The 21549-nt window shown below is 64.3% G+C and carries 19 protein-coding genes; 17 read left to right on the top strand and 2 right to left on the bottom strand.

From position 1 onward, the window contains the following. Positions 1 to 173: 173 nt before the first annotated feature. Positions 174 to 932, bottom strand: a complete 759-nt coding sequence (locus AC1RGE_RS25285; protein ID WP_053148380.1) for a DUF3142 domain-containing protein — start codon at positions 930 to 932, stop codon at positions 174 to 176. Further along, positions 902 to 3094, bottom strand: coding sequence for a PA5441 family protein (locus tag AC1RGE_RS25290; protein ID WP_019093515.1), 2193 nt, complete (start codon positions 3092 to 3094; stop codon positions 902 to 904). Before AC1RGE_RS25290 ends, AC1RGE_RS25285 begins: the two co-directional genes overlap by 31 nt. A gap of 331 nt (positions 3095 to 3425) precedes the next feature. On the opposite strand from AC1RGE_RS25290, the gene AC1RGE_RS25295 reads away from it, so the two are divergent. The 17 genes from AC1RGE_RS25295 (at position 3426) to AC1RGE_RS25375 (ending at position 21535) form a co-directional block, all read left to right on the top strand. Further along, the gene (locus tag AC1RGE_RS25295) at positions 3426 to 5036 is read left to right on the top strand and encodes a glycosyltransferase family 39 protein (RefSeq protein ID WP_258611349.1); all 1611 of its coding nucleotides are present in this window, start codon (positions 3426 to 3428) and stop codon (positions 5034 to 5036) included. Between the two features lie 109 nt (positions 5037 to 5145). Next, positions 5146 to 5607, top strand: a complete 462-nt coding sequence (locus AC1RGE_RS25300) for an aminoacyl-tRNA deacylase (RefSeq protein ID WP_011058532.1) — start codon at positions 5146 to 5148, stop codon at positions 5605 to 5607. Between the two features lie 14 nt (positions 5608 to 5621). Next, positions 5622 to 5867 (top strand): DUF2789 domain-containing protein, encoded by a 246-nt coding sequence (locus tag AC1RGE_RS25305; protein WP_011058533.1) that lies wholly within the window; start codon positions 5622 to 5624, stop codon positions 5865 to 5867. 64 nt (positions 5868 to 5931) lie between these two features. Beyond that, a complete protein-coding gene (locus tag AC1RGE_RS25310) occupies positions 5932 to 6177 on the top strand; it encodes a type II toxin-antitoxin system Phd/YefM family antitoxin (RefSeq protein WP_011058534.1) in 246 nt (81 codons plus the stop codon). Continuing rightward, a complete protein-coding gene (locus tag AC1RGE_RS25315) occupies positions 6167 to 6448 on the top strand; it encodes a type II toxin-antitoxin system RelE family toxin (protein ID WP_262212587.1) in 282 nt (93 codons plus the stop codon). The genes AC1RGE_RS25310 and AC1RGE_RS25315 overlap by 11 nt, the downstream gene beginning before the upstream one ends. Before the next feature lie 142 nt (positions 6449 to 6590). Then, positions 6591 to 7019, top strand: coding sequence for a MarR family winged helix-turn-helix transcriptional regulator (locus AC1RGE_RS25320; protein WP_011058536.1), 429 nt, complete (start codon positions 6591 to 6593; stop codon positions 7017 to 7019). Continuing rightward, complete coding sequence (locus AC1RGE_RS25325; RefSeq protein ID WP_011058537.1) at positions 7016 to 9103, top strand: FUSC family protein; 2088 nt, start codon at positions 7016 to 7018, stop codon at positions 9101 to 9103. Before AC1RGE_RS25320 ends, AC1RGE_RS25325 begins: the two co-directional genes overlap by 4 nt. Beyond that, positions 9100 to 9309, top strand: coding sequence for a DUF1656 domain-containing protein (locus AC1RGE_RS25330; protein ID WP_011058538.1), 210 nt, complete (start codon positions 9100 to 9102; stop codon positions 9307 to 9309). The genes AC1RGE_RS25325 and AC1RGE_RS25330 overlap by 4 nt, the downstream gene beginning before the upstream one ends. After that, positions 9306 to 10196: an efflux RND transporter periplasmic adaptor subunit gene (locus AC1RGE_RS25335; protein WP_011058539.1), complete on the top strand. Its 891-nt coding sequence runs from the start codon at positions 9306 to 9308 to the stop codon at positions 10194 to 10196. The genes AC1RGE_RS25330 and AC1RGE_RS25335 overlap by 4 nt, the downstream gene beginning before the upstream one ends. Further along, positions 10193 to 11641, top strand: a complete 1449-nt coding sequence (locus AC1RGE_RS25340) for an efflux transporter outer membrane subunit (protein WP_011058540.1) — start codon at positions 10193 to 10195, stop codon at positions 11639 to 11641. The genes AC1RGE_RS25335 and AC1RGE_RS25340 overlap by 4 nt, the downstream gene beginning before the upstream one ends. Before the next feature lie 93 nt (positions 11642 to 11734). Then, complete coding sequence (locus AC1RGE_RS25345; protein ID WP_015633693.1) at positions 11735 to 12370, top strand: hypothetical protein; 636 nt, start codon at positions 11735 to 11737, stop codon at positions 12368 to 12370. A gap of 223 nt (positions 12371 to 12593) precedes the next feature. Next, entirely contained in the window at positions 12594 to 14096 is a 1503-nt protein-coding gene (locus tag AC1RGE_RS25350) for a YdgA family protein (protein WP_262212591.1), read from the top strand. Positions 14097 to 14370: 274 nt separating this feature from the next. Further along, positions 14371 to 16857, top strand: a complete 2487-nt coding sequence (pgaA, locus tag AC1RGE_RS25355; RefSeq protein ID WP_011058543.1) for a poly-beta-1,6 N-acetyl-D-glucosamine export porin PgaA — start codon at positions 14371 to 14373, stop codon at positions 16855 to 16857. A gap of 14 nt (positions 16858 to 16871) precedes the next feature. Continuing rightward, positions 16872 to 18869: a poly-beta-1,6-N-acetyl-D-glucosamine N-deacetylase PgaB gene (gene pgaB, locus AC1RGE_RS25360; RefSeq protein WP_011058544.1), complete on the top strand. Its 1998-nt coding sequence runs from the start codon at positions 16872 to 16874 to the stop codon at positions 18867 to 18869. A 3-nt stretch (positions 18870 to 18872) separates the two neighbouring features. Continuing rightward, positions 18873 to 20222 carry a poly-beta-1,6-N-acetyl-D-glucosamine synthase gene (gene pgaC, locus AC1RGE_RS25365; protein WP_019093523.1) on the top strand — a complete coding sequence of 450 codons (1350 nt, stop codon included), beginning with the start codon at positions 18873 to 18875 and terminating at the stop codon, positions 20220 to 20222. Next, positions 20222 to 20746, top strand: coding sequence for a poly-beta-1,6-N-acetyl-D-glucosamine biosynthesis protein PgaD (pgaD, locus tag AC1RGE_RS25370; protein WP_011058546.1), 525 nt, complete (start codon positions 20222 to 20224; stop codon positions 20744 to 20746). The genes pgaC and pgaD overlap by 1 nt, the downstream gene beginning before the upstream one ends. A 471-nt stretch (positions 20747 to 21217) precedes the next feature. Beyond that, complete coding sequence (locus tag AC1RGE_RS25375; protein WP_036996136.1) at positions 21218 to 21535, top strand: ShlB/FhaC/HecB family hemolysin secretion/activation protein; 318 nt, start codon at positions 21218 to 21220, stop codon at positions 21533 to 21535. Positions 21536 to 21549 lie beyond the last annotated feature (14 nt).

Raw genomic sequence — 21549 nt, forward strand, 5'->3', positions numbered from 1 at the left:
GTTGTGAGGTCGAGCCTAGTGCCTGTATTCGTCGAGGTCAATCCTTGTCCGACGAGAGAGGCATCACAAATGGCTGCTTGGCATATCAACTCCGCGGGAACCGTTTTGCCTCAGCAGGCTTCGAGGATCAAGGGCACTGATGGGCATTACTGTGAGCACTTATTGCACCGCTCTCAGGGCCCGGACTGAGGATTCTGCAAGAACACCACGTAGCCCTTGAACCAGGGGCTGTCGCGCAGGGCCTGGGGTTCCTGCCATTCACCGCCCTGGATCAGGCCGACCTTGTAGGGCAGGCCCATGCGGTCCAGGCGCGGCAGGTAGCTGGCGTAGTTGGGGATGCTGCGGCGGCCCTGGTAGGTCTGCACCACCACTTCGTCCACCACGCCCTTGAGCTGGCCGATGGCTTGCGGGTCGGCGTTGCTGCCCCAGTCCATCAACCCGGTGATGCTCAGGCGGTAGTGCGCCGGCAGGCGCTGGCGCAGGTCGCGCAGGAAGTGGCCATAGCGCTCCAGGTCGTGGGTGCTGCTGTCGAAATCGATCTGGATGCCCACCACCTGGGTGCCCGTGGCCTGCCAACGCCGGACCTGGCCCAGCAACTGGTCATACAGCGGTTCGGGCCAGGCCAGGGTGTGGGCGCGGTAGACCACCCACACCTGCTCCTGGCGCAGACGCGACACCGGCAGGCCCTGGGCGATGAGCTGGACGCCGCTGGCCGGATGGCGCCGCGAACGGCTGATCTGGCCCTGGAGGAGGTACAGGGTCCTGGCTTGGCCCAGCACCGGCTGGGTCTTGACCCCGCTCCACAGCCAGAAGGCGTCGTAGTCGGCGGCGTCCACTGCCGCGCTGGCCGGTGTTGCCCAGCACAGCCACAGCGGCAGCAGGCCATAGCCCAGGCGCTTGCCTACCAGTAGTAACGCAGCGACTGGGCCCACTGGGTATCCCCCAACTTGGTCTTCAACTGGCGGAACCAGGCCTTGCGCACGGCGGGCTCGACACCGGCACCGCCACAGTTGTTATGGCCCGAGGAGGCGTAGCAGTTGATGGCTCGGTACAGCGCGTAGGCGCGATCGTCACGGCTGGCCTTGGGGTTGTTGATTACCACCTGATAGCCGTCGAGCCGCGAGAACGGCTTGCCCGGGAACGTGTCCTGGGTACCGCCCAGGTTCTGGGCCGGTGGCGGGGTGTCCAGGGGCATGCGGTCGAAGCCGCTGAAACGCATGAACTCGCCGAGGCAGAGCAGCCCGGCGGGGGCTTTCGGGTCACGCTGCAGGAGGGCGGCCGTCTCCAACAGGCTTGGGCAGCGGTAGTCGGGTTTTTCTTCTTCGGGCTGTGGGCCATTCCAGTGGAAGTCCTGCAACGGCGGGGTATCGAGGTAGATGTAGCCCAGGCTGGCGGCAAGGCTAGCGTCGGGCAGGGTGGGCGGCAGTTGCTCGAAGTCTTTGCCGAAGGCCGCGTACTGGCCGCGGGTCAGGTCCTTGTACAGCAGGATAAAACGCGCGGCGTTGCGTTCCGCTGGCGACTCGGCCTTCTGCGCTTGCTGGCGCAGCAGTTGGGGAGAGGCCACCTGGCGCAGGAGAATGGCGCGCACCTGGGCAGTCTTGATCGGCGAGTCGTCGGCGAACACCTTGGCCAGTTGCCCGCTGCGCTCGTAGCTGTAGGCCAGGGCCAGTTCCAGCTGTTCGCGTTGCAGCGGTTGCTGGGCCAGGGGCAGCAATTGCAGCCACAGCGCCTCGGCGCCTTTCCAGTCTTGCTGGGCCTGCAGGGCCAGGCCACGCAGGGTCTGCTGGCTGAAGCTCAGGTAGTCCAGTTGCGCCGGCACTTGGCTGGGCAATTGTTTGAGCGCCGCCGCCGGTTGTTTTTCGACATACAGGCTGAAAGCGGCCTGGAGGTAGTCGAACAGCGCCGGCTGGCTGGCGAACTGGGCCTTCTGCTGTTGCAGGGCATCCCGGGTCAGGGGCGCCGATGGGGCGTCGCGCATGCGCATCAGGTCCTTGACCGCCAGCAGCAGCGGAGCCTTGAAGTGGTCTTCGGGCAGGCTCAGCAGTTTGTAGTCGACTTCTTCCACCAGGTCGTCCAGAGGCATGTTGCGCGGGGTGCCGGGAGCCTGGGTCAGTTGCCAGGCGTAGTCCTCGGCCAGGGCCTGGGTGTCGCCCGTCAGCCAGTGCACACGGCGGATCAGACCCTTGGCGGAAACGGCGTAGCGGCCCTGTGGATAAGTCTTCAGGTAGGCCTCGAAACCGGCGCCGGCCTGTTGCAGGACGGCTTTGTCCACATGCTCCAGATTGACCATGCTCCATTCATCGAAGGCGTTCTGCTGGGCCAGGTTGAGCAGGGTGCGCGGGCTCATGTAGGCCGCGGTTTCGGCCAGCCAGGGCTGGGGATTGCCCTTGAGCGCGGCAAAACCGTTGCCGGCTTCGTTGAAGCGGCCGCTGTAGAAGTCGGCGGCGGCCTGCAGGTAGCCGGCGAACGCCTTGGCCGCTGGCGAGTTCAGGTTGGCCGGCAGCAGCTTGCTCATTTCGCTGGCGTTCCAGTCGCAGCTGGCCAGCAGTTGCACCCGGGCCTCGGCCAGGGCCTGGCGTTCTTCGGGGCTCAGTGGCGCCTGGTCGAGCTGCTCGACAAAAGCCAGGGCACTGGCGTCCGAGTTGCTGCGGCAGCGGCTGCCTTCTCCGGAGAGAAAGCCGTTCCCGGCGGCTTCCTTGCTATCGCGACGCAGGCCTACGGCCTGCAGCAGGCTGTCGAGCTGCTCGGTGGCGGGCGAGGGGCCTGGCTTGGGTGGGTTGCCAGTGTCGGGATCGAGTTCGGGCTGCGCCGGGTGCAGGCGATAGTGCATGAAGGGCACAGGGCCGTAGCCCATGCCCAGCTCATCCTGGGTCAGGGCCCGGGGTGCCAGGGGCAGGCTGCCCTGGTCGGCCAGCAGCAGCCGCAGGTTGACCCGGCTGTCGTTGCCCGGGCTGAGAAAGGGCAGGTTGCTGCAACCGTCCAGGCGATTTGAGTAGAGCGACCAGCTCGGCGAGCAGATGTCATCCGAGCTGGCCTGCGCCTGGCCGGCGCACAGGGCGGTGAGGGTCAATGCCGAGAGCAGAAGCTTGCGCATGAATTGTCCTTAATTCAGAAAAGCCATGAGGGCAGGTTCCGAGTGTGGCGAAAATCATACAGAAGGCGCCGGCTGGCACCTACGTCGCTGGTTAGAAAATCCGCCGTTCTGTGACGCGCCTTTGCTGTCCTCCGGTCTATGTTCATCCATTGCCGGTGATGGCCGGGCCTGACCCCGTACCGCGGTACCCGAGGGCAATCGGCAGGCGTCGCACATGGCATTCGAGGAGCGGCTTTTTACCCTTGCGTCTGTGCTTTGCGGTTTTCCAGGCAAAGGACGATGCTGTCGGGGTTTGAGCGACCAGATCAGGCGAGTTTATGGGGAGCAAGGAATGGATTTTCGCAGAGCGCCGGAGTTGATCGGGCGTTTGCAAGAGCAGGCCGTCGTGCCTCGGGAGCAAGGTGTGCAGCGGCTGATGCGCTTGGCGCTTGAGTATTGGTTGCTGCCGGTGTTGCTATTGGCTGCGGCCGTTCGCTTTTATGACCTGACCGCCGCGGCCATCTGGGGCGACGAGGGTTCCAGCCTGGTGCTCAGCCAGTATTCGCTGAGCGAAATCTGGTTTCATGCGGCCCGCGACGTCCATCCGCCGCTGTATTTCATGCTCTTGCGTGGTTGGATTGAACTGTTCGGCGACGGGATTTTTTCCATTCGCACCTTCAGCGCGCTGCCAGGGATAGTTACCGTAGGGCTCGGCATGTGGCTGGTGGCGCTGCTGGCGACCCGTCGCGCGGCGATTCTCGCCGGTGTGCTGCTGGCCCTGCTGCCCACGGCCGTGCGCTACAGCCAGGAAGTGCGCATGTATGCGCTGCTGGGCCTGTTGCTGTTGGGAGCGACCCTGGCCCTGGTGTACTGGCTGCGCCAGCCTTCGCGTCCAGGCTATCTGGTGAGCTACGCGCTGCTGATGACCCTGGCCTTCTACACCCATTACTTCACGGCGTTTTGCGTGCTGGCGCACTGGCTGTACCTGGCCGTTTCGGGCGTGCGCGCCGAGGGCGGCGGGCGCTTGGTCACCCGCCCGGCCTGGTGGCTGGCGAATGCGGCGATCGTGCTGCTGTTCCTGCCCTGGGTTCCGGAGTTGCTGGACCTGCTGCGGCACATGGACGAGTTGAAGGCTAACGGCGATGTCGGCTGGGAGCCGGTGGTCACCTGGTCTTCGCTGCCGGCGATGGTCTGGCAATTGCTGATCCAGGACGAAGGCGACAACCTGCCAGGTGCGCTGTTCGTGGGCATGCCGCTGCTGTTGCTGGCGGTCTGTAGCGTCCTGGCCTGGCGTGATGGTGCACCTGCCAGGTTCGGCGGGCTGCTGGCGAGTTTCACCCTGCTGCCGTTGTTGTTGGTGTTTGCGGTGTCGTTCGCTTCGCCAGTGTTTATCGAACGCTACCTGACCGCGTATGCCGTGGGCTTGCCGATGATCATGGCGGTGCTCATCGATCGCTGGCTTAAGACTGCCCGGCTGGTGGCGCTGGCGTTGCTACTGGGGTTCGTGGGGCTGGAAGCGGTGGGGCTGAAAAACAACATCGATGTCGACGCCAACGACCAGATCAGCGTGATGGTCGACTACGTCAACCGGCACTACGTCGCGGGCGACCGCATCGTTATCAGCGACATGCTCTGGTACTTGAGCTACGTCTACTACAACCGCACCGATGCCCAGCCGATGCTCTATACGCCGCTGCTGCCGGGAGGCACCTCCAGCAGGCCGAACGCCTACGGCTTCGGCACCCTGATCGACCACCCGGATCAGGTCTACCTGGATCAGTTGAGCGCCTTGTCAGTGGGCAGCGGACGCTATTGGCTGGTGGGGTCGGACGATCAGTCCGAGGAATTCGCGCCATTGCCCCAGGGGTGGCACAAAGTCGGTCAGTTCGCCGCGGGTGGTACTCGGGCCCGCTTGTTTGTCCTCTGTGGCTCGGCAGCCGGCGCTTCCTGTGCCGGGCAATGAACGCGCAGGGTGCCGTTCGGAAGTTCGAGGCCTTGTGTCTTGCAGCGCGACCTAGACTTGCATCAGGAGTCACAGTCCTGTCCCCGCTTGCGGGGCACCGAGGTGCATCATGCGTATGGCAAGAACCGTGCAGCGCAGCCTGGAACAAGCCGCTTGCGAGTTTGATCTGGTGAGCCATCCCCATTCCGCCAGCAGCCTGGAAACGGCGCGGGTGGCGGGGGTACCGGCGGAGCGAGTGGCCAAGTCGGTGATCCTCGACGATCACCACGGCCATTACCTGATGGCGGTGTTGCCGGCCAGTCGGCACCTGGACCTCGGCAAGGTGCGCGGCAGCGGCGAATGGCAGGTCACCCGGGAAAGCACCCTGGCCCACCTGTTCAACGACTGCGAGCGCGGCGCGGTGCCGGCCCTGGGCGAGTCCTATGGGCTGGACGTGGTGATCGACCCGCTGCTGACCCGGCAGAAAGACATCTACCTGGAAGCCGGCAACCACCACAACCTGGTGCACATGAGCATGGCCCAGTACCTGAAGCTGGTGCCCCACGCCGAGGTTTGCGAAGTCTCGCACTGATCAGGAGCCCGACCATGGAAGCACCGACCCACAGCCTGCCGGCGTTGTTCAAGCAGTTGGGGCTGGCCGATGACCCGGTGAGTATCGAGCGTTTCATCGCCACACATTCGCCGCTCAAACCGGAGCTGCACCTGGCGGACGCGTTTTTCTGGAGCGAGAGCCAGGCCGACTTTCTGCGCACGGAAGTGCTCGATGATGCGGATTGGGCCGAGGTGGTGGATCAGTTGGATGTGTTGTTGAGGAAGGGGCGCGGGGGCTGATGAGCTGTAGTTGTTGATATGAAGTATTTAGACCAGAATCACGACCTGAATTGAGGTCATGATTATGCAGAGTATTCTGGCTGACAAAGCCGTCAGCGTATCTGAGTTGAAGAAAAACCCTTCTGCCGTCTTGAGTGGTGCCCAGGGCGGGCCAGTGGCGGTGTTGAATCACAATCGTGTCATGGGCTACATGGTTCCGGCCGAGGTTTTCGAAGCGTTGATGGAACGCCTGGATGATCTGGAGTTGGCCGAAATCATCCGCGAGCGCAGCCATGAGACGCCCGTTCCGGTCAGTCTGGATGACTTATAGCCTTGAGTTCCTGCCTTCGGCACACAAGGAATGGAACAAGTTGGGGCATACGCTTCGAGAGCAATTCAAGAAAAAGCTCGCCGAACGGCTTGAGGTGCCGCGTATCCCTGCTGATGCCCTGCATGGGCTTCCCGATTGCTACAAAATTAAACTCAAGGCTTCGGGCTACCGATTGGTTTGTCAAGTGATCGAAGAGCGCGTCGTGGTTTGCGTGGTTGCGGTCGGCAAGCGCGAGCGTGGAACCGTTTACGAGCAGGCCAGGAAACGCTGAGGTTCGCTGGCAAGCAGTGCTGCTTCACTATCAAGCAATTGTTACAAAACTTGACTGGATTTATCCGTCAATGACATATTGATAGTTAGCAAACTAACAGTGTGCGAACAATCTTGTGTCCAGCTCCCTTGAATCACTCCACATGAATATCAGCAGTGGCATGGTGGTCGCGTCCCGGCATTGGCGGCGGATCTGCCAGACCACGCTGGTCAACTTCGGCATTTCCGAAGCCTGCGCGGTGCCGCTGTTGATGATCGGGCGCCTGGGCGAGGGCGTGCGCCAGGTCACGGTGGCCCAGGCCGCAGGGATGGAAAGCCCGTCCCTGGTGCGCCTGCTGGATCAACTGTGCAGCGCCGGCTACGTGTGCCGCAGCGAAGACCCCCACGACCGCCGGGCCAAATGCCTGAGCCTGACCGACACCGGTCGCGAGCTGGTGCAGGCGGTGGAAAGCGAGTTGGTGCGCCTGCGCCATGAAGTGCTGGAAGGCATTGGCAGCGCCGACCTGGAAGCGGCGTTGCGGGTGATCCGCGCGTTCGAGTCCGCCAGTCATGTACCGGTGCTGCCATCTTGAAAGGCTTCTTTACCGGCATGCCTCCCGCGCGGGACTGGTTCTATGGCGTACGTACCTTCGCCGCGTCGATGATCGCCCTGTACATCGCCATGCTGATGCAGATGCCCCGTCCGTATTGGGCGATGGCCACGGTGTACATCGTCTCCAGCCCCTACGTCGGCCCCACCAGTTCCAAGGCCCTGTACCGGGCGATCGGCACCTTTCTCGGGGCGGCGGCCGCGGTGCTGTTCGTGCCGATGTTCGTGCAGAGCCCCTACCTGCTGGTGGTGATCATCGCCCTGTGGACCGGGATCCTGCTGTTCCTGTCCATGCACCTGCGCACTGCCAACAACTACGCCCTGATGCTGGCCGGCTACACCTTGCCGCTGATCGCCCTGCCGGTGGTGGACAACCCCCTGGGGGTCTGGGACGTCGCCGAGGCGCGGACCGAGGAAATCTTCCTCGGCATCGTTTGCGCCGCGGTGATTGGCAGCATGTTCTGGCCCCGGCGGCTGGCCCCGGTGTTCGTCGATTCCGCCGCCAAGTGGTTCGCCGATGCTGCGCTCTACAGCCAGCGCTTCCTGGCCCGCAACGTCCAGCCCGAGGAAGTCAGTGGCCTGCGCGCGTCCATGGTGGGCACCTTCAACACCCTGGAACTGATGATCGGCCAGTTGCCCCACGAGGGCGCCCGGCCGCAGACCGTGCGCAACACCAAGGAGCTGCGCGGGCGGATGATCAACCTGCTGCCGGTGGTGGATGCCCTGGACGATGCCCTGTATGCCCTGGAACGGCGTACCCCGGAGCTGGTGGCGCAGTTCGCCCCCTTGCTGGCCAAGGCCGATGAATGGCTGCAAGGCACCGCCCGGGATGCTTCGGTGGAACGCTGGCAGGCCCTGCGCGATGAACTCGAAGCCTTGCAGCCAAGCCCCGAAGCCCTGGATGACCGGCGCCAGCTGCTGATGTCCAACGCTCTGTATCGCCTCGGCGAGTGGATCGACCTGTGGCAGGACTGCCGCAGCCTGCAGCACGCCATCCAGAGTGAAAGCCAGGCGCCCTGGCGCGCGGTCTACCGGCATTGGCGGCTGGGCCGGCTGACGCCGTTTCTCGATCGTGGGCTGATGCTGTACTCGGCGGGCTCGACGGTCCTGGCGATCATCGTCGCCTCGGTGCTGTGGATTCTCCTGGGCTGGACCGACGGCGGCAGCGCCGTGATCCTGGCGGCGGTGGCCTGCAGTTTCTTTGCTTCCATGGACGACCCGGCGCCGCAGATCTACCGGTTCTTTTTCTGGACCGCGATGTCGGTGCTGTTCGCCAGCCTCTACCTGTTCCTGATCCTGCCCAACCTGCACGACTTCCCGATGCTGGTGCTGGCCTTTGCCGTGCCGTTCATTTGCGTCGGCACCCTGACGGTGCAGCCGCGGTTCTACCTCGGCATGCTGCTGACCATCGTCAACACCTCGTCCTTCATCAGCATCCAGGGCGCCTACGACGCGGACTTCCTGAGTTTTGCCAACTCCAACCTGGCCGGCCCCATGGGCCTGCTGTTCGCCTTTGTCTGGACCCTGATCGCCCGGCCGTTCGGCTCCGAACTGGCGGCCAAGCGCCTGACCCGCTTCAGCTGGCGCGACATCGTCAGCCTCAGCGAACCGGCGACCCTGGCCGAACACCGGCACATGGGTGCACAGATGCTCGACCGCCTGATGCAGCACCTGCCGCGCCTGGCCATGACCGGGCAGGACACCGGCATAGCCCTGCGGGAGTTGCGCGTGGCCCTCAATATGCTGGACCTGCTGGCCTACGCACCGCGGGTGCAGGGCGTGGCCCAGAGCCTGCTGCGCCAGGTGGTGGCCGAGGTGGGCGAGTACTTCAAGGCTTGCCTCAAGGCCGGCGAACGCCTGCCGGCCCCCAGCGGGCTGCTGATGACCCTCGACCGTACCCGCCGCGCCCTCGGCAGCCAGGGCCTGCAAGGCGACCACGAAACCCGCCTGCACCTGCTGCACGCCCTCAGCGGCCTGCGCCTGGCGCTGTTGCCGGGGGTGGAATTCGTCGCCACCGGCGAGCTTGAAGAACCCCTTCCCCATGGCATCGATGGAGCGCCCCTATGATCGGTGATCTGGATATCAGCGGGGTGTTCCTGCCCACGCTGCTGGTGCTGATGGGCATCACTTATGGCTTGTACCTGCTGGTGCACGGGGTGCTGACGCGCTTGCACTTTTATCGTCTGGTCTGGCACCGGGCGCTGTTCAACGTGGGTCTCTACGCTCTGCTACTGGGCGCGGTGGACTCTCTCAGTCGATACCTGATGACATGAAAAAACCTTTATTGACCATTGGCCGTGTGGTCCTGACGTTACTGGTGGTGACCTTCGCGGTCGTGGTGGTCTGGCGCATGGTGATGTACTACATGTTCGCGCCCTGGACCCGGGACGGGCATATCCGTGCCGATATCGTACAGATCGCTCCGGACGTGTCCGGGCTGATCCAGCAAGTGCAGGTGCGTGACAACCAACTGGTGCAGCGCGGTCAGGTGCTGTTCAGCATCGACCAGGACCGCTTCAAGCTGGCCCTGCGCCAGGCCAAGGCGGCCCTGGCCGACCGCCAGGAAACCCTGGCCCAGGCCCAGCGCGAGGCCAAGCGCAACCGTGGCCTGGGCAACCTGGTGCCGCGCGAGCAACTGGAAGAAAGCCAGTCCCGCGAGGCCCGTGCCCAGTCGGCCCTGGCCGAGGCCCAGGTGGCGGTGGACAGCGCCCAGCTCAACCTCGACCGCTCGGTGGTACGCAGCCCGGTGGACGGCTACGTCAACGACCGTGCACCGCGCACCCAGGAATTCGTCACCGCCGGGCGCCCGGTGCTATCGGTGGTGGACAGCAACTCCTTCCACATCGATGGCTATTTCGAAGAGACCAAGCTCGATGGCATCCATGTCGGCCAGGCCGTGGATATCCGTGTGATCGGCGACCGTGCGCGGCTGCGCGGGCATGTGGAAAGCATCGTCGCCGGGATCGAGGACCGTGACCGCAGCAGCGGCTCCAACCTGTTGCCCAACGTCAACCCGGCCTTCAGCTGGGTGCGCCTGGCGCAACGGATTCCGGTGCGCATCGCCTTCGACGATGTGCCGGCGGACTTTCGCATGATCGCCGGGCGCACCGCCACGGTGTCGATCCTCGACGACCAGGCCAAGCAGGAGCCCGGCCAATGAACAACGGCGCGCGTTTGGCCCTGGCCGGGCTCGGCCTGCTGCTCTCGGCCTGCCAGATGGTCGGGCCGGATTACCAGGTGCCCGGGGATGCGGCGGTGCAGCGCAAGGATTTGCAGGGCCAGTTGAGCGCCAAGGGCGCCAACGTGGTGTCGGCGCCGGTGCCTGCCGACTGGTGGCGGCTGTACCAGGACCCGCGCCTGGACCAGCTGGTGCAGCAGGCCCTGGCTTCCAACACCGACCTGCGGGTGGCGGCGGCCAACCTGGCTCGGGCCCGTGCCCAGGTGGATGAAGCCCAGGCCGCCGGTGGCTGGAGCGGTGGGGTCAAGGCCGGGGTCGAGCGCCTGCAGGAATCCGGCGAAGCCTTCCTGCTGCCGGAAAAGGTGCCAGTGGCCAACGTCGGCAACCTGTCCATCAGCACCTCCTACCAGTTCGACCTGTTCGGCACCTTGCAGCGCGGCATCGAGGCGGCCCAGGCCAATGCCGACGCGACCCAGGCTGCGGCGGATACCGCGCGCATCACCCTGGTGGCGGACGTGGTGCGGGCCTACACCCAGGTTTGCGCGGCCAACGAAGAACGGGAAATCGCCGAGCACTCCCTGAGCCTGCAAGCCCAGAGCACCGAGCTGACCCAGCGCCTGCGCGATGCCGGGCGCGGCGACGAAACCCAGGTCACCCGTTCCCAGACCCAATTCAAATCCCTGCGTGCCGAACTGCCGCGCTATGAGGCGGCGCGCCAATCGGGCCTGTTCCGCCTGTCGATGCTGCTGGCCAAGCCGCTGGATCAATTGCCCGCCGGCACTGACAGTTGCGCCCAGTTGCCGCATATCACCCAGCTGTTGCCGGTGGGCGATGGCGCGGCGCTGCTCAAGCGCCGCCCCGACGTACGGCAGGCCGAGCGCCAGCTGGCCGCCGCCACCGCGCGAATCGGCGTGGCCACCGGGGCCCTGTATCCGGATATCAGCATCGGCGCGACCGTCGGCACCGTGGGCATCCTCGACAACCTCGGCAAGCCTTCCACCAATCGCTGGGGCTTCGGCCCGCTGATCAGCTGGACGGTGCCGGCCAATGGCGCCCGCGAGCGCATTCATGAAGCCGAGGCCGCCAGCCAGGGCGCCCTGGCGCATTTCGATGGGGTGGTGCTCAACGCCATCCGCGAAACCCAGACCGGCCTGGCCCAGTACAGCGCGCAGCTGCAGCGCCGCGATGCCCTGGCGGATGCCGAGCAGTCGGCGCAACTGGCGGCGGACCAGACCCACCGCTTCTTCCAGGCCGGGCGCGCGTCCTTCCTCGCCGACCTGCAGGCCACCCGCACCTACACCGATATGCGCGCGCAACTGGCGGCGGCCAACACTCAGGTAGCCATGAGCCAGATCGATCTGTTCCTGGCCCTGGGCGGCGGTTGGGAAAGCGGACGAACGCAAGGCCCGGAGCACGCGAAACCCTGAGGCGGTTGCTATGCTTTGATCAGTTGGAAAAGTGCCTTGTGCAACGTGCCTTCCAACCGATCAAAGCATGTGATGGTCATGGGGATTCCAATAATGAAAAACCCTTATGCTCCGGGCTTCTGGTGCGCGCTCTGCGCCCTGGTGCTGCTGTCTGCCACCTACTTCTACGGCATCATGCTGGCCCATCAGATCGACAAGGCCCTGGTGTTCCTCGACAGCGCCAGCGCGTTGATCGCGGTGATGGCCATCGGTGTGGTGGCCTGGGCCTCCTTTCAGGGCCAGAAAATCAAGAAAAAACAGCTCGAACAGAGCAAGACCCTGGTGGTCATCTGGGACACCAAGGTGGCCTTGCGCCGGGTCGAAACCGTATTCGACCGTTACTTCTGGGGCAGTTACTGGCAACCGGGGCGGACCTTCGCCGAAGTCATGGGCGAACTCACCGGCACCCCGCTGGAAAAGAGCCTGGAGGCCCTGAAGAAGCAGTGCATGCTGCTGGACAAGCAAGCCGAGGACGGTCACCACTGGCTGAGCAATGCCCGGGAGCTGTCGGATGTCGCCACCGCCATGGCGCGGGAGCGCTACCAGCTGGATTTCTGCGACCCACGGGGCGAATCCCGGGGCAACAGCGCGGTGATCGACCGGGATTTCGAGGTCCTGGTGTACACCTGGAGCGCTCGGCTCAAGAGCTTCGATCATCAGCTCGATGCCTTGGAAATCGAATACTCCTAAAAGCCCCTTCCCCTGGCCCTGTAACAGCGGCGGCTGCCGGTTTGCGGCAGCCGCTGCCGTGGCCATCTCCCCGCGCTCCACGGTTTTTCACATTCAAAGATTGGGCTCGCCCTAGCCGCCAGTGGTAATCTGCGCCGGTTTTACGCGGAGTCGAGCCGCAACCCGTCATGGGTTCAGGGAAGACGACCACACCTTCAAACAACGGATATTGATCGGGTCAGACATGAATAAATCAGCAGGCGTACTGTTAGGAATCGTCGTCGCAGTAGGTGCCATCAGTGCCGGCGGTGCCTGGTACACCGGCACCAAGCTGGAAGGGGTCCTGCAGCAGCAGGTGATCGAAAGCAACAAGGAACTGCAAGCGGCGCTGATCGGCTATGACGCCACCGCCACTCTGGAGCTGGTGTCCCTGGAGCGTGGCGTGTTCAGCAGCAATGCCCGCTACCGCCTCAAGACCCAGGGCGAGGTGTTCAACGGTGGGCTGGAACTGATGATCGCCGACCATATCGAACACGGCCCGCTGCCTTTCTCGCGCTTGATCCGCCTCAAGTGGCTGCCAGTCATGGCGTCCAGTCATTACGAGCTGGAGAACAACGGGCAGACCGACAAGTGGTTTGCCGCCACCAAGGGTGCTGCACCGTTCAAGGGCGTGGTCAATGTCGGCTATGACCTGTCCGCGGAGGGCACCCTGGATTTCGCTCCGATGGAACTGGCCCTGGATGAGCTGAACAACCTCAAGTTCTCCGGCCTGAATGCCACTTTCAGCGTCGGCGACAATCGCCGCAAGGCCAAGGTCGATGGCTATATGGACAGCCTGAGCCTGTTCCTCAGTTCGCCGGACAAGGCCCCGCTCAAACTGGAAATCAACGGCCTGACCCTGGCCAGCAACCTGCAGAAAAGCAGCTTCGACTACTTCCTGGGCCAGAACACCCTGGAGCTCAGCGGCCTGAAGGCCACCTTCGGCGACAAGCAGTCGGTGCTGACCCTGAAGCACTTCGAGCAGAAGACCTTCAGCGAAGAAACCGGCAGCACAGTGGCGGGCCGTGCGGATTACCGAGTGGGCGAAATCGCCTTCGACGGCAAGACCGTGGGTTCGGCCGAGATGCTCTGGAGCATGAAGGGCCTCGACAGCCAGGGCATGCTCGATCTGGTCCAGGTCTACCAGAACGTGCTGCAGCCGTATCAGAAGGCCGCCACCGAGGCCACTGCCGAGGGTGAACCGGCTCCGGAACTGCAAATGTCCGACGCCGAGCAGGTCAAGGTACGGGCTGCCGTGAACAAGGTCCTGGAAGCCAAGCCGCAGATCGCCCTGGAAAGCCTGGCATTCAAGACCGCCGGTGGTGAAAGCCGTTTCAGCCTGAGCCTGGATCTGGCCAAGCCGCAGAGCCTGGAGCTGCCGCCGGCTGAGCTGGGCAAGCAACTGGTCAGCCAGCTGGATGCCAAGCTGTCGCTGTCCAAGCCGATGGTGGCAGACATCGCCGCCCTGCAGGCCCAGGTCGAAGGCCAGACCGATGCCAAGCTGATCGCCGAGCAAAGCGCGGCCACTGCAGAAATGCTCAGTGCCATGGCCCTGTCCACCCAACTGGCCAAGCTGGAAGGCAATGACGTGGTGTCGGCCCTGCACTATGCCAATAACGAAGTGAACTTCAACGGCCAGAAAATGACCGTTGAGCAGTTCATCGGTTTGGTCATGAGCAAGCTGGGGGGCGTAGGCGCCCAGCAGTAAAGGTGTACGGGCCGCTTTGCGCGCCCTTCTTGTGCAACCCCTGACGCCCGGCCTGTGCAGCCCACAGGTCGGGCGTTGTGCTGTCTGGAGCAAGGCGGTGAGGGCGGCTGCAGGCCCCGTAGAATCTGATTCTGAATAAATATGGCGCTGCAAATTCTGAACTAACCTTCGTGGAAGAATTCTCCCAGACGCTCTGTCGATCTTCTGATCGTCCGGGCTGGGGCGTAAGGGCGGGGCGCATAACTCCGGCTAGCCACGTAAGGATGCTGACGAAATGCAACGCACTGTTCATCCCGCTCGCCGCTACGGCCTTCGTCCGCTGTTTCGCCTGGCATTGTGCAGCCAACTGTTATGGCCGGGCCTGGCGTTCGCCGATGCGGCCTATGACCAGTTGATCATCCAGGCCCGGGCCGGCAGCTACGCCCCGGCGCTGAACCATCTGCGCCAAGTGCCGGCGGACCGGTTGAACAACGGGCTGGTCAGCGACCACCTGCAGATCGCCAGCTGGGCCGGCCTCGATGCCGAGGTGGTGAAGGTCTACGAGACCCAGGGCCGCAACCGGGTGCTGCCGGCGCAGGCGCTGGCCGCCACGGCCCGTGCCTATCGCAACCTCAAGCAGTGGGACAACGCCACCCAGGTCTATCGCCTGGCCCTGCAGCGCGACCCGCAGAACGCCGACCTGCAGCTGGGGCTGGCCCTGACCCAGGCCGATGCCGGCCAGCCGGCCGAAGCCGTGGCCCGGGCCAAGGCCCTGGTGGCGGCCAAGCCCGATGACCCGAACCGGCGCCTGGCTCTGGGCTACGCGCTGACCCGCGCCAACCAGCCTTATGACGCCCTGGCCGCATACGACCAGGCGTTTATCCGCGCTGGCGACAAGCCCGAAGTCATCCGCGAATACATCTACGCCCTGCAGCGGGCGCGTCTGCCGGAACCGGCCCTGCGCCTGGCCCGGCAGCACCCCGGGCTGATCGACCCGGTGATCCAGCGGCGCATCCAGGCCGACCTCGCCGCCGAACGGGTGCGCCTCTCGGAGCTGGCTAGCCGCAGTGAGAAAGAGCGCTTTGTGGTGGCCGACCGTGCCCTGGCCGACTACGACACCCTGTTCGCCGCCTGGGGCAAGGACCCTCAAGCCCAGGACGACCTGACCCGCTGGCGCATCGACCGCCTGGGCGCCCTCAAGTCCCGGGCGCGCACCGCAGAGGTGATCAGCGAATACGAGCAGCTCACCGCTGCCGGCGTGGCCATTCCCCCGTATGCCCTGCGCTGGGTGGCGGCCTCCTACCTCGACCAGCGCCAGCCGGAAATCGCCGCGGACCTGTATCGGCGTGTGTTTTCGGCACCGGACGGTGATGCCGACCACCGCCTGGAAGACACCACCGCGCTGTATTACGCGCTGCTGGAAAGTGAACGCCCGGAAGAGGCGCTGAAACTCGCCAATGACCTGGCCGACAGTGTGCCGCAGCGAATTCAGCTCACCGGGCAAACCGTGGGCGACCCCAATGACGACTGGGTCGATGCCCAACTGCTGGCGGCCCAGGCGGGTGCCGACGGCACGGCCGGGGCTGACCTGCCGGGCACCGAGCAGCGCCTGGAGACCCTGGCGGGGCAGGCTCCGGGCAACATCAGCGTGCGCCTGGCCCAGGCCGATCTGTACCGGGTGCGCGACTGGCCCCGGCTTTCGGAAAGCCTGCTCAAGGAAACCGAGAGTGTGGCCCCGCGCGATGTCAGCCTGGAAGTGTCCCAGGGCCATACGGCCCAGGACCTGCAGGAATGGCGGCAACTGGATGCGCTGACCGACGACGTGGTGGAGCGCTTTCCGGAGAGCCGCCAGGTGCAGCGCCTGGCCCGCGAGCGCGAAGTGCACGACATGGCCGAACTGCGGGTCATGACCTATGGCGGCAAGAGTTACGGCGGTGGCAGCAATGGTGCCGGCGCGGTATCCGGCAGCCGTGATTTCGGCATCGAAAGCCGGCTTTATACGCCGCCGATCGCCGAGGACTGGCGCCTGTTCGGCGGCATCGGCTATGCCATGGGGGACTTCTCGGAAGGGATCGGCAATCACCGCTGGCAGGTCCTGGGGGTGGAGCGGCGCACCCGCGACATGACCCTGGAAGCGGAAGTCTCCAACCATTCCTATGGCTACGGCGACAAGACCGGTGCCCGGGTGTCGCTGGCGCGGGACATCGACGATCACTGGCAATACGGCGGCAGCCTCGACTACCTCTCTGCCAACACCCCGCTGCGGGCCCTCAACAGCGATATCAGCGCCAACGGCGGCAGCGCCTTCCTGCGTTGGCGGGCCAATGAAAGCCGCGAGTGGAAACTGTCCCTCAGCCCGTCGCACTTCAGCGACGGCAACAATAGGTTCGAGGCCCTGCTCACGGGCCGCGAAGGGGTCTACCGCTCGCCGAAAGTGCAGGTCGACCTCGGCCTGGAAGTGGGCGCCAGCCACAACACCCTGGAAGACACCCCTTACTACAACCCCGAGGCGGACCTCAGCGTCCTGCCCACCGTCACCGTCAACCACGTGCTCTATCACCGCTATCAGACCTCCTGGAGCCAACAGTTCCAGGCCGGCGCCGGTACCTACAGCGAACGCGGCTACTCCACTGGAGCGGTGGGGCTGCTCAGCTACGGCCAGCGCTACAGCTGGAACGACGTGTTCGACATCGGCGGAGTCCTGAGCGTGATCAACCGGCCTTACGACGGCGATCGGGAAACCGACCTGCGCCTGGCTGTCGACCTTACCTATCGCTTCTAGAGAAGAGTGTGACGATGCGCCTGATCAACCGTTGCATCCTCCTGCTGGGAGCCCTGGTTCTCAGCGCCTGTTCCCAGCCCGCCGCCGACTTTCTCGCCCCGGCGCAACGGCCGTTGCCCAACACCGAGGCACCCTGGCCGAAGAACCACGTGCTGGGCATTGCCTACCACGACATCGAGGATCGCGACCCGGACCAACGGGTGGTGGCGGTGCGCACCGAGCGGATGATCGAGCAACTGGCCTGGTTGCGGGAAAACGGCTACCGGCCCGTGACCGTGGACCAGATCCTGGCGGCGCGCAACGGCGGCCCCGAACTGCCGGCCAAGGCCATCCTGCTGACCTTCGATGACGGCTATTCGAGCTTCTACACCCGGGTGTTGCCGGTGCTGCGCAGCTATCACTGGCCTGCGGTGCTGGCGCCGGTGGGCACCTGGATCGACACCCCGGCCGACCAGCCGGTGAACTTCGCCGGCGAGCTGCGGCCCCGCTCACAGTTCCTGACCTGGGCGCAGGTCCGGGAAATCTCCCGTTCCGGGCTGGTGGAAATCGCCGCCCATACCGACCACAGCCACCTGGGCATTCTTGCCAACCCTCAGGGCAACCTGCAGCCGGCGGCGGCGACCCGCCGTTTTGATGCCGCCTCCGGGCGCTATGAAAGCGAGGCGGATTTCCAGGCGCGGATGCGCCAGGACGTGACCGCTATCTCGAACAAGATCCTGGCCGTGGCCGGCTATCGCCCGCGGATCTGGGTCTGGCCCTACGGCACGGCCGACGGCTCCACCCTGCAAGTGGTGGACAGCCAGGGCTTCAAGCTGGCCCTGACCCTGGACGACGGCCTGGACACACTCGACAACCTGATGAGCAGCCCGCGTTTCCTCGTGGTGTCGGACCCGGACGGCATGCACTTCTCCAACAGCATTGTCGGTGCCGAGACCGCCGCGCCCATGCGCGTGGTGCACGTGGACCTGGACAACGTCTACGACCCGGACCCCAAGCAGCAGGAGGTCAACCTCGGCAAGCTGGTGCAGCGCATGGCCGACCTGGGGGCCAACACCGTATTCCTCCAGGCCTTCGCCGACCCCAAGGGCGACGGCCTGGTGCAGTCGCTGTATTTCCCCAACCGGCACCTGCCGATGCGCGCCGACCTGTTCGACCGGGTCGCCTGGCAGTTGCGCACCCGGGCCCACGTCAAGGTCTATGCCTGGATGCCGGTGCTCAGCTTCGCCCTGGACGCCCGGCTGCCCCGGGTCACGCGCTGGGATCCGGCCACCGGCCAGAGCACCATCGATCCTAAGCAGTACCAGCGGCTGTCGCCCTTCGACCCCACTGTGCGCCGGCAGATCGGCGACCTCTACGAGGACGTGGCGCGCATGACGTCGGTGGACGGCATCCTGTTCCACGACGACGCCGTGCTCTCGGATTTCGAAGACGCCAGCCCCGGGGCCTTGCGCGCCTATGCAGCCCAGGGCCTGCCGGGTTCCATGGCCGCCCTGCGCGACGATCCGGCCACCCTGCAGCGCTGGACACGCTTCAAGAGCCGCTACCTGATCGACTTCACCCATGAGCTGGCCGCCAAGGTCCGGGCGATTCGCGGGCCGCAGGTGCAGACCGCGCGCAACCTGTTCGCCGAGCCGATCATCAACCCGCAGAGTGAAACCTGGTTCGCCCAGAACCTCGATGATTTCCTGGTCAGCTACGACTGGACCGCGCCCATGGCCATGCCGCTGATGGAAGGCCAGAGCCAGCGGCATTCCGGGCCCTGGCTCGAAGCCCTGGTGGACCAGGTGCGCGCCCGCCCCGGTGCCTTGCAGCGCACGGTGTTCGAGCTGCAGGCCCGGGACTGGGCCCGCAAGCCCGCCAGCGACCTCTCCGCCCAGCAACTGGCGGACTGGATGGGCCGCCTCAAGCGCCAGGGCGCGACCAATTTCGGCTACTACCCGGACAACTTCCTCGAGAACTCACCGGACCTGAAGACTCTGCGGCCCGCGCTCTCCAACAAATGGAGCCCTTGAATCATGGTGGATCGTATCTTTGCGCTGGTGGTCCTGGCGCTCGTTCTCGGCGTGCCCCTGGGGCTGATCTTCGTGCTGACCGGCGAATTCCTCATGGACTTCGTCTTCTACTACCCCTTGTTCATGTCGGCGCTGTGGATCGCCGGCGGCCTGTATTACTGGATGCACTGGGAGCGCCACTGGCCGTGGAGCGACGACACCCTGCCGCCGCCCCTGGCCGGTGAGCCGCTGATCAGCATCCTCATTCCTTGCTACAACGAAGGCGACAACGTCGCCGACACCATTCATGCGGCCCTGGCCCAGCAGTACCCGAACATCGAAGTGATCGCCATCAACGATGGCTCCAAGGACAACACCGCCGAGGTGCTGGACCGCCTTGCCGCCCAGGACCCGCGCCTGCGGGTGTTGCACCTGGCGCAGAACCAGGGCAAGGCCGTGGCCCTGCGCATGGGCGCGGTGGCGGCACACAGCGAATACCTGGTGTGCATCGACGGCGATGCGCTGCTGGCACCCAACACGGCGGCCTACCTGGTGGCGCCGATGCTGGACAACCCACGCCTGGGCGCCGTGACCGGCAACCCAAGGATCCGCACCCGTTCGACCCTGGTGGGTCGGGTCCAGGTGGGCGAGTTCTCCTCGATCATCGGCCTGATCAAGCGCACCCAGCGGGTGTTCGGCAAAGTCTTCACCGTCTCCGGGGTGATCGTCGCCTTCCGTCGCACCGCCCTGCACCGGGTGGGCTACTGGAGCCCGGACATGATCACCGAAGACATCGACATCAGCTGGAAGCTGCAACTGGACCACTGGTACGTGTTCTTCGAGCCGCGGGCGCTGTGCTGGATCCTCATGCCGGAGACCCTGCGCGGCCTGTGGAAGCAACGCCTGCGCTGGGCCCAGGGCGGCGCCGAGGTGCTGTTCAAGAACATCCGCGGGATCTGGGAGTGGCGCCACCGCTACCTCTGGACCCTGCTGTTCGACTACTGCCTGTCCACCGGCTGGGCCTTCACCTTCCTGCTGTCGGTGATCTTCTGGGCCCTGGGCAAGTTCATCGTCATGCCCGAGGCCATCGCGGTGCACACCATCGTCCCGCCGGCCTTCACCGGGCTGGTGCTGGCGATGGTCTGCCTGACCCAGTTCGCGGTGAGTATCCTGATCGACCGCCGTTATGAAAAAGACCTGTGGAAAACCATGTTCTGGGTGGTCTGGTACCCGCTGGTGTTCTGGTTCATCAGCCTGTTCACCACTCTGGTGAGCTTTCCCCGGGTGCTGTTTGGCGAACACCAGAAACGCGCGCGCTGGGTCAGCCCGGACCGCGGCATCAAACCCATCGATGACGAAGAGGAGGTGCGCTGATGAAAATCATCCGAACCCGCCAGCGTCCGTTCATGGTGATCGTCGACGTTGTCCTCACCGTACTGGCCTGGGTAGGCCTGCTGTACTTGCTGGTTCGTGGGCTCATTCCGCTGCTGGACAGCCATGAAGGGCCGCGGATCGAAGCGGGCATGCTCGATGCCCTGACCACCCTGCAGTTCTATGCCTGGGTGGCGGTACTCAATGCGGTGCTGCTGATTTCCTGGGCCCGCTACCGCCAGCGTCGCAACAAGAGCTACCCGCCCCGGCTGCCGGCACCCGTGGTGGACGACAAGCGCCTGAGCGAAACCTTCAAGCTCAACGACGCGACCTTCGCCCAGATGCGCCAGCCCGGCACCATGATCGTGCACAACGACGAGGAGGGCGGTATCAGCCACGTCACCACGCAGTTCTATCGCATTCTTCCCGAAGACCAGCAGCACCCGCCGCTGAGGGTGGAACCGCCGCCGCGGGTGATCCATCTGCGTTCGGAAGGGGATGAAGGCAAGAAGACAGGAGAAGATTGATTGCCCAGGGGGGGTACGGCTCTTCTGAATTTGCAGAGGGAATTGTCTGATTCTATTTTCAGTAAATAAATCAATGCGTTATTGATTTATTTGGGGTTCTGCATGGGTTTGTCGCTACGGATGTGGTTGTGGGTGAGTTGTTCTTTAATCGTAGCGAGAGAGTGAGAAGCAGGGTTCTTGCGTACGGGCGTTGGCTCTTCTAAGTGTGCAATCTCAAATTTTTGCTAAAACTTTTTAAAACTCTATAGCCTTGATTTAAAAGGCTTTCAGATGATTTTTCCTTTAAATATTTCAAAATTTAAAATGGGCGGCTCCATGATGGAATTGCATGTTTTTTATCTCGTAAAGTTGCTTGAAAGTTCGATTTGATTGTTATTGGCGATTCTGCGGCAGTCATTTGACGATGCAGTAATAGCTTATTAGCGTCACGCCCTTCGTAGCTCTTGTCGTCACGCTTTCGAAGGATCGGATATGTCTCTCTCCACGCTCGGGATGAGGTTGTGCTGTGCCTTGTCCTGCCTGCTGCTGTTTAGCGCGCTGCATAGCGCCGCTGTCGCGCCGATGCCTGGTACCACCTTCAACCTCGGCGCCCAGTCCTTCATCCGCGGCTACAAAGACCCGAGCCTGAACGGCGACAGCGGCTACTGCTGGCGCAACCACCTGCGCTGGACTCGCCCGATGGGCAACCACCTTGTCACCGGCGTGAGCTTTGCCCATTCCCTCGAGCGTCTCGAAGCCTTGAGTGAACGGGAAACCCCGACCCATTTCCGCCTGGATTTCTATCTCTGATTGCACTGATTCAT

It is taken from the genome of Pseudomonas sp. GW823-FHT02C05, from assembly GCF_058797595.1.

Excerpts from the sequence above, each read along its gene's own strand:
- pgaA (WP_011058543.1), top strand. The coding sequence starts at position 14,371 with ATGCAACGCACTGTTCATCCCGCTCGCCGCTACGGCCTTCGTCCGCTG.
- AC1RGE_RS25330 (WP_011058538.1), top strand. The coding sequence starts at position 9,100 with ATGATCGGTGATCTGGATATCAGCGGGGTGTTCCTGCCCACGCTGCTG.
- AC1RGE_RS25335 (WP_011058539.1), top strand. The coding sequence starts at position 9,306 with ATGAAAAAACCTTTATTGACCATTGGCCGTGTGGTCCTGACGTTACTG.
- AC1RGE_RS25350 (WP_262212591.1), top strand. The coding sequence starts at position 12,594 with ATGAATAAATCAGCAGGCGTACTGTTAGGAATCGTCGTCGCAGTAGGT.
- AC1RGE_RS25345 (WP_015633693.1), top strand. The coding sequence starts at position 11,735 with ATGAAAAACCCTTATGCTCCGGGCTTCTGGTGCGCGCTCTGCGCCCTG.
- AC1RGE_RS25375 (WP_036996136.1), top strand. The coding sequence starts at position 21,218 with ATGTCTCTCTCCACGCTCGGGATGAGGTTGTGCTGTGCCTTGTCCTGC.
- pgaD (WP_011058546.1), top strand. The coding sequence starts at position 20,222 with ATGAAAATCATCCGAACCCGCCAGCGTCCGTTCATGGTGATCGTCGAC.
- AC1RGE_RS25320 (WP_011058536.1), top strand. The coding sequence starts at position 6,591 with ATGAATATCAGCAGTGGCATGGTGGTCGCGTCCCGGCATTGGCGGCGG.
- AC1RGE_RS25310 (WP_011058534.1), top strand. The coding sequence starts at position 5,932 with ATGCAGAGTATTCTGGCTGACAAAGCCGTCAGCGTATCTGAGTTGAAG.
- pgaC (WP_019093523.1), top strand. The coding sequence starts at position 18,873 with ATGGTGGATCGTATCTTTGCGCTGGTGGTCCTGGCGCTCGTTCTCGGC.
- AC1RGE_RS25315 (WP_262212587.1), top strand. The coding sequence starts at position 6,167 with ATGACTTATAGCCTTGAGTTCCTGCCTTCGGCACACAAGGAATGGAAC.
- pgaB (WP_011058544.1), top strand. The coding sequence starts at position 16,872 with ATGCGCCTGATCAACCGTTGCATCCTCCTGCTGGGAGCCCTGGTTCTC.
- AC1RGE_RS25290 (WP_019093515.1), bottom strand. The coding sequence starts at position 3,094 with ATGCGCAAGCTTCTGCTCTCGGCATTGACCCTCACCGCCCTGTGCGCC.
- AC1RGE_RS25300 (WP_011058532.1), top strand. The coding sequence starts at position 5,146 with ATGCGTATGGCAAGAACCGTGCAGCGCAGCCTGGAACAAGCCGCTTGC.
- AC1RGE_RS25295 (WP_258611349.1), top strand. The coding sequence starts at position 3,426 with ATGGATTTTCGCAGAGCGCCGGAGTTGATCGGGCGTTTGCAAGAGCAG.
- AC1RGE_RS25305 (WP_011058533.1), top strand. The coding sequence starts at position 5,622 with ATGGAAGCACCGACCCACAGCCTGCCGGCGTTGTTCAAGCAGTTGGGG.
- AC1RGE_RS25340 (WP_011058540.1), top strand. The coding sequence starts at position 10,193 with ATGAACAACGGCGCGCGTTTGGCCCTGGCCGGGCTCGGCCTGCTGCTC.